This is a genomic window from Lacrimispora sp. (assembly GCF_036758025.1).
Classification (GTDB): Bacteria; Bacillota; Clostridia; order Lachnospirales; family Lachnospiraceae; genus Lacrimispora.
In genome coordinates this window covers 115,669-129,031 of the sequence record NZ_DAIOXM010000009.1, presented here as the reverse complement: position 1 = coordinate 129,031, position 13,363 = coordinate 115,669, and the positions used below count along the sequence as shown (strand labels likewise).

At 45.0% G+C, this 13,363-nt stretch carries 13 protein-coding genes and 1 pseudogene; 12 read left to right on the top strand and 2 right to left on the bottom strand.

What is annotated here, in order from left to right; genetic code table 11:
• Positions 1-130: 130 nt before the first annotated feature.
• The 9 genes and pseudogenes from ulaG to V7M78_RS09970 form a co-directional block, all read left to right on the top strand.
• On the top strand, positions 131-1,234 hold the full coding sequence (gene ulaG, locus V7M78_RS10010) for an L-ascorbate 6-phosphate lactonase (RefSeq protein WP_333649008.1): 1,104 nt from the start codon (positions 131-133) through the stop codon (positions 1,232-1,234).
• Positions 1,235-1,255: 21 nt separating this feature from the next.
• Positions 1,256-1,711, top strand: coding sequence for a PTS sugar transporter subunit IIA (locus V7M78_RS10005; protein ID WP_333649006.1), 456 nt, complete (start codon positions 1,256-1,258; stop codon positions 1,709-1,711).
• A 19-nt stretch (positions 1,712-1,730) separates the two neighbouring features.
• A complete protein-coding gene (locus V7M78_RS10000; RefSeq protein WP_333649004.1) occupies positions 1,731-3,218 on the top strand; it encodes a PTS ascorbate transporter subunit IIC in 1,488 nt (495 codons plus the stop codon).
• A 24-nt stretch (positions 3,219-3,242) separates the two neighbouring features.
• On the top strand, positions 3,243-3,548 hold the full coding sequence (locus tag V7M78_RS09995; RefSeq protein WP_158376461.1) for a PTS sugar transporter subunit IIB: 306 nt from the start codon (positions 3,243-3,245) through the stop codon (positions 3,546-3,548).
• 50 nt (positions 3,549-3,598) lie between these two features.
• Positions 3,599-4,369: a DeoR/GlpR family DNA-binding transcription regulator gene (locus V7M78_RS09990; protein WP_333648999.1), complete on the top strand. Its 771-nt coding sequence runs from the start codon at positions 3,599-3,601 to the stop codon at positions 4,367-4,369.
• Positions 4,369-5,211 carry an L-ribulose-5-phosphate 3-epimerase gene (locus V7M78_RS09985; protein WP_333648997.1) on the top strand — a complete coding sequence of 281 codons (843 nt, stop codon included), beginning with the start codon at positions 4,369-4,371 and terminating at the stop codon, positions 5,209-5,211. Before V7M78_RS09990 ends, V7M78_RS09985 begins: the two co-directional genes overlap by 1 nt.
• Positions 5,212-5,227: 16 nt before the next feature.
• Positions 5,228-6,277, top strand: coding sequence for a hypothetical protein (locus V7M78_RS09980; protein ID WP_333648995.1), 1,050 nt, complete (start codon positions 5,228-5,230; stop codon positions 6,275-6,277).
• Between the two features lie 10 nt (positions 6,278-6,287).
• Positions 6,288-6,986, top strand: coding sequence for an L-ribulose-5-phosphate 4-epimerase (locus V7M78_RS09975; protein WP_333648993.1), 699 nt, complete (start codon positions 6,288-6,290; stop codon positions 6,984-6,986).
• Positions 6,987-7,043: 57 nt separating this feature from the next.
• A pseudogene (locus tag V7M78_RS09970) lies at positions 7,044-7,163 on the top strand (fructose-6-phosphate aldolase); the annotation flags it as partial.
• Between the two features lie 271 nt (positions 7,164-7,434).
• On the opposite strand, the gene sigG reads toward V7M78_RS09970, so the two are convergent.
• A complete protein-coding gene (gene sigG / locus V7M78_RS09965; protein WP_333648991.1) occupies positions 7,435-8,211 on the bottom strand; it encodes an RNA polymerase sporulation sigma factor SigG in 777 nt (258 codons plus the stop codon).
• A 258-nt stretch (positions 8,212-8,469) separates the two neighbouring features.
• Positions 8,470-9,240 (bottom strand): type III pantothenate kinase, encoded by a 771-nt coding sequence (locus tag V7M78_RS09960; RefSeq protein WP_333648989.1) that lies wholly within the window; start codon positions 9,238-9,240, stop codon positions 8,470-8,472.
• Positions 9,241-9,334: 94 nt separating this feature from the next.
• Between V7M78_RS09960 and coaBC the strand changes: the two genes are divergently transcribed.
• The 3 genes from coaBC to V7M78_RS09945 all read left to right on the top strand — a co-directional run bounded on the left by coaBC (position 9,335) and on the right by V7M78_RS09945 (position 13,145).
• On the top strand, positions 9,335-10,531 hold the full coding sequence (gene coaBC / locus V7M78_RS09955) for a bifunctional phosphopantothenoylcysteine decarboxylase/phosphopantothenate--cysteine ligase CoaBC (protein ID WP_333648987.1): 1,197 nt from the start codon (positions 9,335-9,337) through the stop codon (positions 10,529-10,531).
• Between the two features lie 137 nt (positions 10,532-10,668).
• The gene (locus V7M78_RS09950; RefSeq protein ID WP_333648985.1) at positions 10,669-11,442 is read left to right on the top strand and encodes a response regulator transcription factor; all 774 of its coding nucleotides are present in this window, start codon (positions 10,669-10,671) and stop codon (positions 11,440-11,442) included.
• Positions 11,439-13,145 (top strand): cache domain-containing sensor histidine kinase, encoded by a 1,707-nt coding sequence (locus V7M78_RS09945; protein ID WP_333648983.1) that lies wholly within the window; start codon positions 11,439-11,441, stop codon positions 13,143-13,145. The genes V7M78_RS09950 and V7M78_RS09945 overlap by 4 nt, the downstream gene beginning before the upstream one ends.
• Positions 13,146-13,363: the final 218 nt, after the last annotated feature.

Sequence of the window (13,363 nt, the reverse complement as noted above, 5' to 3'; positions counted from 1 at the left end):
ATATAATACTAAAGTGGTCATTTAACGCTCTTGAAAAGTAAAGTTCATCATGATATTATCTAGTTGTAAAGAAAAGATCGAACAAAAGCGATCATAAAACAATCATAAAAAAATAAAGGAGGATGTTCAAATGAGTAAAGTGGATGAAATCACAAGGGAAAGCTGGATTATGAGCACGTTCCCTGAATGGGGTACGTGGCTGAACGAGGAAATTGAAAATGAGACAGTGGAACCCGGAACAGTGGCTATGTGGTGGCTTGGATGTACAGGCATGTGGTTTAAAACACCGGGCGGCTGCAACATTACCGTGGATTTATGGTGCGGAAACGGAAAGCGTTCTCATGGAAACGGAAAGATGGCAGTGGGACACCAGATGGCAAACATGTGCGGTGCAAGAGACATGCAGCCTAATTTAAGGGCGGTTCCCTTTGTCATTGACCCATTTGCTGTTAAGCATGTGGACGCAGTGCTTGCAACCCATTACCATCAGGACCATATGAGCGCAGAATACGCCGCGCATGTGATCCAGAGCAAGATCACCACGATCGATGAGGACGGAAAGGAAATCCCGGTTCCATTTATCGGCCCCAAGAAATCCGTTGAGCTTTGGCAGAAGTGGGGAGTTCCCGCAGACCGCTGTATCACAGTTGTGCCCGGAGACAGTATTAAAATCAAGGATATTGAAATCATAGCTTTAGACTCCTTTGACAGAACCTGTCTTGTAACTACTGATTCCACCGGCCCGGACCGTGAGGAGCTGACAGGAAAGTGCCCCATGGATATGGATGAAAAGGCAGTCAATTATCTGATCAAGACTCCAGGCGGAAATATTTATCACAGCGGCGATTCCCACTATTCCATTTACTTTGCAAAGCATGGAAAAGATTACGATGTTGATGTGGCTTTTGGCTCTTATGGAGAAAATCCGGTGGGAATGGCAGACAAGATGACCTCCTGCGACATTCTGCGCATGGCAGAAGCCTTAGACTGCAAGGTTGTAATTCCCATTCACTATGATGTGTGGACCAATTTCATGGCAGATGTAAATGAAATCAGGGTACTCTATGATATGAAAAAGGACAGACTGGATTATAAGTTCCATCCCTTCTTCTGGGAGGTAGGCGGAAAGTACGTTTATCCTACAGATAAGGACAAACGGGCTTACCATCACAGAAGGGGCTTTGAGGACTGCTTTGAAGCACCCCAGAACATTCCGTTCCGTTCACTGCTGTAATTTCAGGAAAGAGGGGAAAAGATGCTTAGAGATTTCGTGGAAAAGAATCATTATAAGTTTTCAAAGGAAGCAAAAGACTGGGAGGATGCGGTCAGGATGAGCTGCGAATGCCTGGAGGCTGACGGAACAGTGGAAGGCAATTATAAGGAAGAAATCATTGCCTGTATTAAAAAATACGGCCCTTATATTATTATTTTGCCGGACATCGCCATGCCTCACTCCCAGGAAGGTGCAGAGGGGGTTCACAAAACCAGCATTGCTTTCATGAAGCTGGAAAAACCGGTCAGCTTTGACCCGGAAGATCCGGAAAAGGATGCGCAGCTTTTCTTTACGCTGGCTTCCTGCAACCCGGACCAACACCTGGACAATATGAGCCGGTTATCTGATATGCTTTGTAACGAAGAAGTGATTGCTGAACTGAAAGAAGCCAAAGGTCCGGAGGATTTACTGAGAATTCAGGAACAATATTTGGATTAGGGAAAAGGGGATTACACTTATGGATATTTTGATGAAGATATGGAGTTATTTTGCAACGAACATATTACAGCAGCCGCCTTTTATGATCGGCCTTATCGTTATGGTCGGCTATATCTTGCTTGGAAAACCATGGTATGATATACTGGCTGGAACAGCAAAAGCAATCGTAGGATATTTGATTTTAATGGTAGGTTCCGGCGGTCTGGTTAATAACTTCCGTCCTGTACTGGTAGGGCTGAAGGACAGGTTCCAGATCAATGCCATGGTTATTGACCCGTATTTTGGACAGAACGCCGTTACAGCAGGCGTAGAGGAAGTGTTCGGAAGAGGTTTCGGCGATGCGATGATCCTTTTATTTATCGCATTTATCGTTAACATTCTTCTGGTTCGCTTTTCAAAATACACCAAGCTCCGTGCCTTATTTACCACCGGAAACGTTCAGGTACAGCAGGCAGCCACTGCATACTGGCTGATCATGTTTGCCTGCCCCTTCCTTCTGGAAAACCGTGTTGCCATGCTTGTGGTAATGTCCCTGCTTTTAGGCGCTTACTGGGCAGTAGGTTCCAACTTAACCATCAAGGCCTGCCAGGAAGTAACGGACGGTGCCGGTTTCTGTATGGCTCATCAGCAGATGTTTGGAACAGCGTTCAGCTACTGGGCTGCAGGCAAGTTCTTTGGAAATGAAGGCAAAAATAAAGATAAAAAAGTAAGAAAAATTGAAGATATTGAATTGCCGGGCTTTATGTCCATGTTCAATGACAACATGGTAACTACCTCCATCTTAATGGTGGTGTTCTTTGGAGCTATCCTTCTGGTTCTTGGTAAAGAATATCTGGTTACAGGAGAGTTTATGAAACCGGCAGACAGCATGTTATTCTATATTTTAAAAACATGTCTGAACTTTGCGGCTTATCTGGCAATCCTTCAGTTAGGTGTTCGTACCTTCGTAGCAGAATTGACAGCTTCCTTCCAGGGAATTGCAGACAAGCTTCTTCCTGGTTCTGTTCCTGGAGTAGACTGTGCCGTAATCTTCGGATTCGGTGCTCCCAATGCCGTAACCTTAGGTTTCTTGGCAGGCTTTTTCGGTCAGATTCTTGCCATCATAGCTCTGATCGCATTAAAGAGTCCGGTTCTTGTTATCTGCGGATTCGTTCCTGTATTCTTTGACAATGCTACCATCGGTGTTTTTGCAAATGAAAAGGGCGGAGTTAAGGCAGCTCTTATACTTCCCTTCATCTCAGGTCTTCTTCAGGTATTCGGTTCAGCGTTTATCGCAGGCTGGGTAGGCATGGCTGCTTACGGCGGATACTTGGGAATGTGGGACTGGGCAGTGGTATGGCCGGTGTTCACCGTTGTCATGAAGTACTTAAGCTATGCCGGAATCGCAATCGTGTTTGTTTTCCTGCTAGCAATTCCTCAGATTCAGTACTGGAAGGATAAAAAAGGTTACTTCCTTATGACAGAGGATTATGACGCATATAAAGAATTGAAAGAAACTAATAAATAAAATTTATTACAGGAGGTTTGTACTATGGCTGGTAAGAGTTTAAGTTTTCTGGTGTGCTGCGCAAATGGAGCAGGTTCAAGCCTGATGGCACAGATGGCATTGGAGAAGGTGCTGAAAAAGTATGATATCAAGCCCCAGAAGGTTCATCACTGTCCTCTTTCAGAGGGGAAAAGCACTGCTTCCCAGTATGATGTGCTGGTCTGCGCACAAAACTTTAAAGATATGTTCGGAGATGCCAGGGACAAGGGCGTTACCATTATTCCTCTGAGGAATGTGATGTCAGCCCAGGAAATTGAAACTAAGTTAAAAGAGCAGGGAATTATCGAATAAATTTTGGATTGCAATCGTGATCAGATATGATAGAAAGTGCAGGTGAACCGATGAAAAGAGAGTATGCCCTTGTGGAAGAGAGAAGAGCGCATATATTGGATGTGGTGAGAAACAGCCCTAAAGTGTCTGTCAACAGTTTGGCAGAGCAGTGCGGGATTTCCGTGGTGACGGTCCGAAGAGATTTGCAGTATCTGGAAGACAGAAAGCTTTTAAAGCGCTGCCACGGAGGAGCCATCCCAATTGAAACGGGCCCTGCACAGGCTAATGAAATATTACTTTACAGACGGTTGATTGCCAGCTATGCTGCGACCCTGGTGGAGGACAATGATACGTTGTTTATCAATACCAGCAGCACTGCCCTGCAGATGCTGGAATCCATTAAAGCCAGAAATGTTACGGTCATAACCAACAACGGAAAGGCAATCAACAGTGAGCATGGGGCCGGGGTAAGCATCATCCTGACCGGAGGCGAGCTTCGCTATCCAAAGGAAGCTATGGTAGGAGATTTTGCAGTCAGAAACCTTCAGAACATTTATGCGAAAAAGGCATTTTTGGGGTGTTCGGGAATTTCGGTCATGTCGGGAATGACCACTGAGATCATCAACGAGGTATGTCTTAATGAATTGATGACCGAACATACAAGGAACGAGCTGTATATCCTGGCCGACCATACGAAGATAGGAAAAAACAGCAGCTTCTCAAGCTGCAATATCGGTAAAGTTCAGCATCTGATCACAGATGAAAAGGCTCCCGAGGATATTTTAAATGAATTCAGGGAGGCTGGAGTGCAGATCCACCAGGTGAAAAAAGGAGATTTTTAATGAAAGCCTATACCCTTGGGTTATATGAAAAATCAATGCCTGCAAACTTAAGCTGGAGGGAAAAGCTGGAGTCTGCAAAAAATGCTGGTTTTGATTTTTTGGAAATGAGTGTGGATGAAACCGATGAAAAGCTGGGACGTCTTGATATGACCTTAGAGGAGCGTCTGGAGCTGACAGAACTGATGAAGAAAATTGGCCTTCCCATAGGAACCATGTGCTTAAGCGGCCACCGGAAATATCCTCTGGGAAGCCCTGATCCGGCAGTCAGGGAAAGAAGTCTGGAAATCATGGATAAAGCCATAGAGCTGGCATCGGATCTGGGTATCAGAATTATTCAATTGGCTGGATACGATGTGTATTATGAAGAATCAGATGAGGAAACAAAACAGTATTTTGAGGAGAATTTAAAGAAAGCCGCTGATATGGCTGCCTGCGCCGGCATGATTCTGGGATTTGAAACCATGGAGACGGAATTTATGAATACAGTGGAAAAATCCATGAAATATGTCCGGCAGATCTCTTCTGTGTACTTAAATGTTTATCCTGATATAGGAAATATTACAAATGCCGCAATCACTTATGGAACGGACGTATTGGAGGATTTAAAGCTTGGAAAAGGGCGTCTGGCCGCCATGCATTTAAAGGAAACAATACCAGGCATATTCCGCGAAGTTCCCTACGGCGAGGGCCACGTGAATTTTGAAAAGGCCATTGCAACGGCATGGGAGCTTGGGGTGAGAAAATATGTGACAGAATTCTGGTATACGGGAAGCCCGTCCTGGAAGGAAGACCTGGCTGCGGCAAATCTTAAAATGTCCGGGATATTGATGAAACAGCAATGAAAGGGGATCGATCATAATGAACATTGAAAAAAAGGTGATGGGAAATCTGACGAAATGTTATTCCATAGCCCCGCTCCGCTACAAAGAAAGAGATCATATCCTGGTTGCGGCGGAAAAAGTAGACCGCTGCCTGCTGTTTGACACTGACGGCAATCTGGAGGACACCATTTGGACAGAGCCGGGCGGCGTTATGACTATGGTTCAGGTTCCGGGCACAGACGGACAGTTTCTGGCAACTCATAAATTTTACTCTCCCAACGATTCCAAGGAGGCCAGGATCGTCATAGTGACCCCCATGGAAGAAGGCGGTTGGGAAGTCAGGACTCTTGCAGACCTGCCTTTTGTCCACCGGTTCAACATTATTGAAAGAAACGGAGTCAACTATCTGATCGCCTGCACCTTGAAATCCGGACATGAGTTTAAGGATGACTGGTCCTCTCCGGGAAAAGTATATGCAGCAGTTCTGCCTGAGGATTTGAGCGGATTTAATCAGGACAATCAGTTGAAGCTGGAAGTAATCAAGGACAATATGCTGAAAAACCACGGCTATTACAAGGTGGAAGAACAGGGAATCCAGACCAGCCTCATATCCTGTGACAGCGGGGTGTATCAGTTTATTCCTCCCGTAGCTCCTTCAGAGCCATGGGAAATCCATCAGTTGATCAAAGAGGCTGCCAGCGACGGGGTTTTAGTGGACTTTGATGAGGACGGAGAAAAGGAACTGGCGGTAATCTCCCCATTTCACGGCGATAAAATCAGCATTTGGAAAAAGTCAGAGGGAGAGTACAAGGAAGTATATGTTTACGACCAGCCTGCTGAATTCAACCACGCTATTTTCGGAGGAATGCTTTGCGGAAAACCGGCTTTGGTAATCGGACACAGGCAGGGAGAACGCAATCTGTTTGCCCTTCGCTTTAATCCTTTGGCAAATTCCTATGAAACAGAAATCATCGACAGAAATTGCGGGCCTGCGAATGTATACAAGTATACTAAGGACGGAAGCGAGGTCATCATATCCACCAATCACGGCATTGATGAAATTGCCATGTATACACTGAAAGCATAGGAGGTAGAACATGTTAGAAGCCTTAAAACAAGTGGTTTACGAAGCCAATATGGAACTTCCCAGATATGGGCTTGTCACCTTTACCTGGGGCAATGTCAGCGCCATTGACCGGGAAAGCGGCATGTTTGTCATTAAGCCCAGTGGAGTGGATTATAATAAGCTGAAACCGGAAGATATGGTAGTTATGGATTTAGAAGGGAACCGGGTGGAAGGAAAATATAATCCTTCTTCCGATACCGCCACCCATTTGGAGCTTTACAAAGCATTTCCTAAAATGGGAGGAATCGTGCATACCCATTCTTCCTGGGCAACAAGCTGGGCTCAGGCCGGACGGGGGATTCCCTGTTACGGCACCACCCATGCGGATTATATGTATGGAGAGATTCCCTGCCTGCGCTGTCTGACTTCGGAAGAAATTGAAGAGGGATATGAGAAGAACACAGGACTTTTGATCGTGGATTATTTCAAGGACAAGGAATACATGGCAGTGCCGGCCTGTCTCTGTAAAAATCACGGTCCATTTGCCTGGGGAAAGGATGCTATGGATGCAGTGCACAATGCAGTGGTACTGGAAGAAGTTGCAAAGATGGCCCTGCGGTGTGAACAGATCAATCCGGATAATGCCCCTGCGCCTCAGGCACTTCAGGATAAGCACTATTTAAGAAAGCACGGAGCCAATGCTTATTACGGCCAAAAGGCGGGAGCATGAACCTTGGTAAAATTAGGAGTTACTTCCTATATTAATCGGCTGGTGACCAGCGAGGAGGCTGGAGCGGATATTGCAACGGTTCCCTACAGTGTCATTGTTCAGACGACCTGGCATCCTTTAACAGACCAGGGAATTGCCAAACTCCAGGAGGATTACCGGAAGGCATTTGGGGAGTAACAACCATCTGGGAGTTTAAGATATGAACAAAGAATACAAATCAGTCAATGGGATCCGCCCTGTTATACTCCCTTCTCCATTTGTTTGGCTATGGTCTGACAAAGGAGGGAATCTGTTCCTCCGAAAGAAGTAGGAAAAAGAGCTGTGGCAGAACTGCTGTTTGAGAAATTTGGATTTGCCGTAGAACATGTTGTTGAGACTGTAGAAAAACTAATGTAGATTATGTAAAAGCCTGCCTTTCTGAGTGGAAAGGTGGGCTTATATGCATTGCCTAAGAAAGATAATTTTTCATGGTTTTCAGTGCATTTTTTTCCAGGCGGCTTACCTGTGCCTGGCTGATATGAATTTCCTCTGCTACTTCGGTCTGGGTTTTTCCTTCAAAGAAACGCATGTCAATGATGTGCCTCTCCCTTTCGGGAAGGCGTCTCATAGCTTCATTTAAGGAAATGTCCTCCACCCAGTTTTCTTCCAGGTTTTTCTTGTCGCTGATCTGGTCCATGACAAAAAGCGGGTCACCGCCGTCGGAATAGACCGGCTCGTAAAGGCTGACAGGGCTTTGTATGGCATCTAAAGCGTAGGTAATGTCTTCCTTACTCACCCCGATTTCATCTGCAATTTCCATCAGAGTGGGTTCTTTTAAGTTTTTTTTCATCAGGTTTTCCTTGGCGTAAATGGCCTTATAAGCAGTATCCCTCAGGGAGCGGCTTACGCGGATAGAATTGTTATCCCGCAGGTAGCGCCTCACCTCGCCCATGATCATGGGAACTGCATAGGTGGAAAATCGGACATTCTGGGTAATGTCAAAATTGTCAATGGCTTTGATCAGTCCAATGCAGCCGATTTGAAACAAGTCATCCACATTTTCGTTGCTGTTGGAAAAACGCTGTATGACACTGAGAACCAGTCTTAGGTTCCCCTTAATGTAATCTTCTCTGGCTTTTTTGTCCCCGTCCAGAATCCTTTTGAACAGGACTTCCTTCTCTTCGTTGCTTAAAAGAGGCAGTTTGGAAGTATTAACGCCGCAAATTTCTACTTTGTATCCAGACATATCTTTCCCTCCGCATCATTTTATTACTCATAAAGAAATGATGTACTTAACCGAAGGCTTTTATACGATGGACTAGAGAAATTTTATTTCCAATTTTTGGCTCACGTTTAGACATGCAAAAAAATATGCAGGAATTTGGGCAGGTGAGTGCTCGCATTCACCTGCCCAAATTCCTGCATATTTTTTTATAGGGCGAACGCCCGAAATGAATAATTTGGCCGCATTTAGCCAAATTATGAATGCATGTCGTCCAGCCTTTCAATCCTGTTTATTTTTTTCATACAAAATCATCAACCCCTTCAACAACAACGCCTCATCAAAATAGATTTTCCTCCGGCAAAGAGGCACCACAAGTGAAGCCAATCCCCCCGTTGCCACCAGACTGACAGAACTCCCCAATTCCTCCTCCATCCGGTCAACAATCCCGTCAATCATAGCCGCATTCCCATAAAGAATCCCACTTTTCATACAATCAATAGTATTCTTCCCGATTATTTTTGAAGGCTTATTAAGCCCGATGTAAGGAAGCTGAGCCGCCTTGCTGCTTAAAGAATCCAGAGACACTCTCAGTCCCGGAAAAATAACCCCGCCGGTGTAATTTCCTTTCTGGTCAATAGCAGACACAGTGGTAGCCGTCCCCATATCAATAACAATAATAGGAGGCGTATAATCCCTTAATGCAGCCACCGCCTCCACGATCAAATCGCTTCCCACTGTCTTCGGATTATCCATTTTTATATTAAGCCCGGTCTTCATCCCTGACCCTACCAGCATGGGTGTTTTCCCTGTTATTTTCTTCACAGCACAAAGGAGTAAATCCGTAAGCGGAGGAACTACAGAAGAAAGAATAGCCCCTTCTATGGAGGACATAGGCATACTGTGAATTTCCATAATGTTCTTTATATCAACAGCGTACTCCAATTCGGTTTTCTGCTGATTGGTAGTCACCCGCTCCACAAAATAAGTTCTGGTCTGATCGATACCTCCTATGACGATGTTGCTGTTTCCCATATCAATGGCTAAAATCATAGAGGGAACTCCTTTCCAACTTTTTTTAATTATGCTATACTGTAGAGTATCATATTTTAGTATGAAAAACAAGAAAGTTCCATAGGAGGTGCTTATGCTGAAAGGAAAAAATGTGATTTTAGGTGTGACAGGAAGCATTGCCGCCTATAAAATAGCGGGGCTTGCCAGCATGCTGGTTAAAAAGGGATGCAGGGTAGATGTTATGATGTCCCAAAATGCCACCAATTTCATTAATCCCATTACTTTTGAAACTTTAACAGGGAACAAATGTCTGGTAGATACCTTTGACCGGAATTTCCAGTTTCAGGTGGAGCACGTATCTCTGGCAAAGCAGGCAGATATCGTAATGATCGCCCCGGCAAGTGCCAATGTGATCGCAAAGCTGGCTCACGGGCTGGCAGACGATATGCTGACTACCACAGTTTTGGCCTGCAAATGCAAGAAGATCATAGCACCTGCCATGAATACCAATATGTACGAAAACCCCATTGTCCAAGCCAATTTAAGAACCTGCCAATCCTACGGAATGGAAGTGATCAAGCCTGCCGTAGGTTATCTGGCCTGCGGTGATACCGGAGCCGGAAAAATGCCGGAACCAGAAGAGCTTTTTGATTACATTGAAAGAGAGATTGCCTTCGAAAAGGATTTGAAGGGAAAGAAAATTCTGGTAACGGCAGGGCCGACCAGAGAAGCCATTGACCCGGTTCGTTTTATCACGAATTATTCTACCGGAAAAATGGGCTATGCCATTGCCAGAGCCGCTTCCCTGCGGGGAGCTGAGGTAACTCTGGTAACCGGAAAGACCGGTGTTCCCAAGCCCAGGTTTGTAAATATCATCGAAACAGAAAGCGCCAGGGATATGTTTGATGCGGTTACATCCGAGGCTGAATACCAGGATGCCATCATCAAGGCTGCCGCAGTGGCAGATTACAGGCCAAAGAATGTGGGAGCAGAAAAGACAAAGAAAACAGACGGAGATATGGCCATTGAGCTGGAGCGGACGGATGATATTTTAAAATGGCTGGGAGAGCATCGGAGAGATGGACAGTTTCTCTGCGGTTTTTCCATGGAAACTCAGAACATGCTGGAAAATTCAAGGGCGAAGCTGAAAAAAAAGAACATTGACATGATTGTCGCCAATAATTTAAAAGTGGATGGGGCCGGTTTTGGAACAGACACCAATGTGGTAACCATTATCACCGGAGAAAAGGAGATTTCTCTGGAAAAAATGACTAAGGAAGAAGTGGCGGACCGCCTCCTTTCTGAAATTTTTGCAGGGCAGAAACGTTGAGAAGTCAATGTTTACAAAGAAGTATTTTACTGATGAAGAGAACAGGGGTTTATAATTTGCAAAAATAGTACTGTATAATAGATGCAGAGCCTGCATGAGAAGAACAGTATATGATTGTATTGGGAAGGATGATTTGTATGTATCAAATTGTTATTGTAGATGATGAAAAGGAGATCAGTTCCGGGTTTGCCCAGTATTTTCCATGGAATACTCTTGGTTATTCCGTAGTAAAAAGTTTTTCCGGTGCTCAGGAAGCCCTTGATTATATCATGTGCAATACTGTGGATGTTGTGGTGAGTGATGTGATGATGCCGGGCATGAACGGCGTGGAGCTGGCTCAGAAAATCCATGAATCAGGCATGCCGTATAAGCCGTCTATTATACTGTTTACAGCATATGAAAAATTTGAATATGCCCGTCAGGCAGTTCGCTATGGCTGTATGGATTATCTTTTGAAGAGCATGGAATATGAAGAACTGATTGATGCATTTCAAAAGATTCGCAAGCGCCTTGATGGGGCATCGGCCAAGCAGAAAAAAGTCAGCAATGGCGAGGAAGAATCGGATTGTATTATTCTTGCCATGCGTCAGTATGTGGATAAGGATCCGGTAACGGCAACTCTGGCAGGTGCAGCAGAGGCTGCATACTTGAGTCCTTCCTATGCAAGCCGTTATTTTAAACAGCGTATAGGTATGGGATTTTCTGAGTATGTGCTGGAGCAGAAGATGCACCTTGCCGCAGAACTTCTGGAGCAGCCTCAGTACAGAATTTATGAGATCAGCGAACAGATGGGATACATGAATCCTGTCAATTTTGCCCGCGCATTCCGCAGGTATTATCATGTTTCTCCCCATAATTACCGCTCCCAGAAATTGGGGCGGGCCGTTACCTGGGAGGAGTGCGATAAATGAAACGGCGTTTTTTCCTGAAAAACTTTGCCATGATGACGGTCCCCACCTTGCTTGCCGTACTGCTGATCGGCCTGCTTTCCATGTTCCTTGTTTATGACAATGCAAAAAAAGCGGTGAATTCCGCCAATGAGCGTGCATTATCTGCTTTAAGAGAAAGCATGGAGCTGATACTGTCTGAAGCGGATGCCCAGAGTCTGAATTACAGTGTTTCTCCTCATGTTATGCTTAGGCTGGAAGATCTTCTGGAAAACGGCTATATTGGTAAGGAACAGATGGACACGGCGTATATGTTTAAATCCTTTGTGGATTCCAGTGTGAACTGCAAGCCCTTTGTTCATTCCCTGTATATTTATCTGGAAAATGAAAAGGGCTATTTTTTTGCCTCGACAGTAGGGCTGGCAAACAGCTTTAATCATTATGATACGGAATGGATGGAGCGTACGGGACAGATGCCAATTACCCGCCGTCAATGGATTGAACCGAGAGAAATCCGCCAGAATGATTCCGGACGTTACAAGACCCCGGTAGTCAGCGTGTATAAGAGGCTATATGCTTCGGATAAAAATGCGCCAATCGGTGTTCTGGTGCTGAATATCCGTGAGGATTATTTGAATTCTCTATGCAGGGAAAGTGTGGCCTATGAGCAGCAGTCCATCCTTTTGATGAACGAACAGGGAGAGGTGCTGTGTCAGGGAGGTGCTGCTGTGGATATGGAACAGCCATTGCAAAAAGATGCATTTTTCCTTTCAGACACCAACCAGGCATCTGGAATCACCTGCGTTTCGGCAATTCCTAACAGCATTGTGTGGGAACAGGCCCAGCCAGTGGCAATTCTTGTGGGACAGGTGATGGCCGCTGCCTTTGCTATGGGTATTATAGCTGCCTATTTTGCCACCCGGCGCAATGCCAGAGCAGTAGGTGCTATTGTAAATCTGGTGGACAGTGCCGAACATGGTGATCCATTGCCGGATGTGAAGCAGGATTCGGATATTTATGGATATATCACCCAGGGGATTGTAAGAGGATTTTTGGAGCGCAATGCGTTGGACAAACAGCTTGCGGAAAAAAGGTACCGCCTGGAGGCAATGTATTTTTCCTTCCTTCAATCCCAGTTAAATCCCCACTTTTTATTCAATACTCTGAAAAATATTTTTTGGAAGACGGTAAAACTTACAGGCGGAGCCAATGATGCCAGTCATATGATTGATCTGCTGACCAGCGTACTGTATTATACTCTGGTCAACCGTGAACAGTATGTGAAGATCGAGGAAGAATGCACCCATACGTCCAAATACATTGAGATCCAGAGTCTGCGCTTTGATAATGCATTTTGTGTGGAATGGAATGTGGAGAAAGAGCTTAGGGAATGCAGGTGCATTAAGTTTCTTTTGCAGCCGATACTGGAAAACAGTATTTCCCATGGTCTGCGCAATAAGGAAGACGGTTTGATCCGGATTTCCATTTCAAGCAGCCGTGAGCGCATCTTTTTCTCGGTATGGGACAGCGGCACGGGCTTCACTGCCGAAAGGCTGTCTGAAATCCGGACCCAGCTGGAGAGCGAGGATATGCCGGAGGAGAGCATCGGTCTGTATAATTTAAATAAACGTCTCCAGCTTGCCTATGATTCAGAAGCATCGCTTTCCATTGAGAGTGTGCCCGGCGTAGAAACGGTCGTCAGGTTTTCTATCCCCATCAGAGAATAAGGAGAGCTTATGCCCGCGCTGAATATTTCGGTGCGGGTTTTTTGTATGACAAAAAAAGATTGCTTTTCGCATTTTATGATTGGAATTCAAAAAAGAATATAAAAAATGATTTAATATAGCATAGAGAACCACTGTTAATAATGACAGTTTATTCTTATAATATAAACACAAACCAAGTAATTGTGCACATGTTTTGGTGAAGATAAAGAAAAAGGAGT

What these genes read in the sequence shown, in the direction of transcription:
- ulaG (WP_333649008.1), top strand. Translation starts at nt 131, where the DNA reads ATGAGTAAAGTGGATGAAATCACAAGGGAAAGCTGGATTATGAGCACG.
- V7M78_RS10005 (WP_333649006.1), top strand. Translation starts at nt 1,256, where the DNA reads ATGCTTAGAGATTTCGTGGAAAAGAATCATTATAAGTTTTCAAAGGAA.
- V7M78_RS10000 (WP_333649004.1), top strand. Translation starts at nt 1,731, where the DNA reads ATGGATATTTTGATGAAGATATGGAGTTATTTTGCAACGAACATATTA.
- V7M78_RS09995 (WP_158376461.1), top strand. Translation starts at nt 3,243, where the DNA reads ATGGCTGGTAAGAGTTTAAGTTTTCTGGTGTGCTGCGCAAATGGAGCA.
- V7M78_RS09990 (WP_333648999.1), top strand. Translation starts at nt 3,599, where the DNA reads ATGAAAAGAGAGTATGCCCTTGTGGAAGAGAGAAGAGCGCATATATTG.
- V7M78_RS09985 (WP_333648997.1), top strand. Translation starts at nt 4,369, where the DNA reads ATGAAAGCCTATACCCTTGGGTTATATGAAAAATCAATGCCTGCAAAC.
- V7M78_RS09980 (WP_333648995.1), top strand. Translation starts at nt 5,228, where the DNA reads ATGAACATTGAAAAAAAGGTGATGGGAAATCTGACGAAATGTTATTCC.
- V7M78_RS09975 (WP_333648993.1), top strand. Translation starts at nt 6,288, where the DNA reads ATGTTAGAAGCCTTAAAACAAGTGGTTTACGAAGCCAATATGGAACTT.
- sigG (WP_333648991.1), bottom strand. Translation starts at nt 8,211, where the DNA reads ATGTCTGGATACAAAGTAGAAATTTGCGGCGTTAATACTTCCAAACTG.
- V7M78_RS09960 (WP_333648989.1), bottom strand. Translation starts at nt 9,240, where the DNA reads ATGATTTTAGCCATTGATATGGGAAACAGCAACATCGTCATAGGAGGT.
- coaBC (WP_333648987.1), top strand. Translation starts at nt 9,335, where the DNA reads ATGCTGAAAGGAAAAAATGTGATTTTAGGTGTGACAGGAAGCATTGCC.
- V7M78_RS09950 (WP_333648985.1), top strand. Translation starts at nt 10,669, where the DNA reads ATGTATCAAATTGTTATTGTAGATGATGAAAAGGAGATCAGTTCCGGG.
- V7M78_RS09945 (WP_333648983.1), top strand. Translation starts at nt 11,439, where the DNA reads ATGAAACGGCGTTTTTTCCTGAAAAACTTTGCCATGATGACGGTCCCC.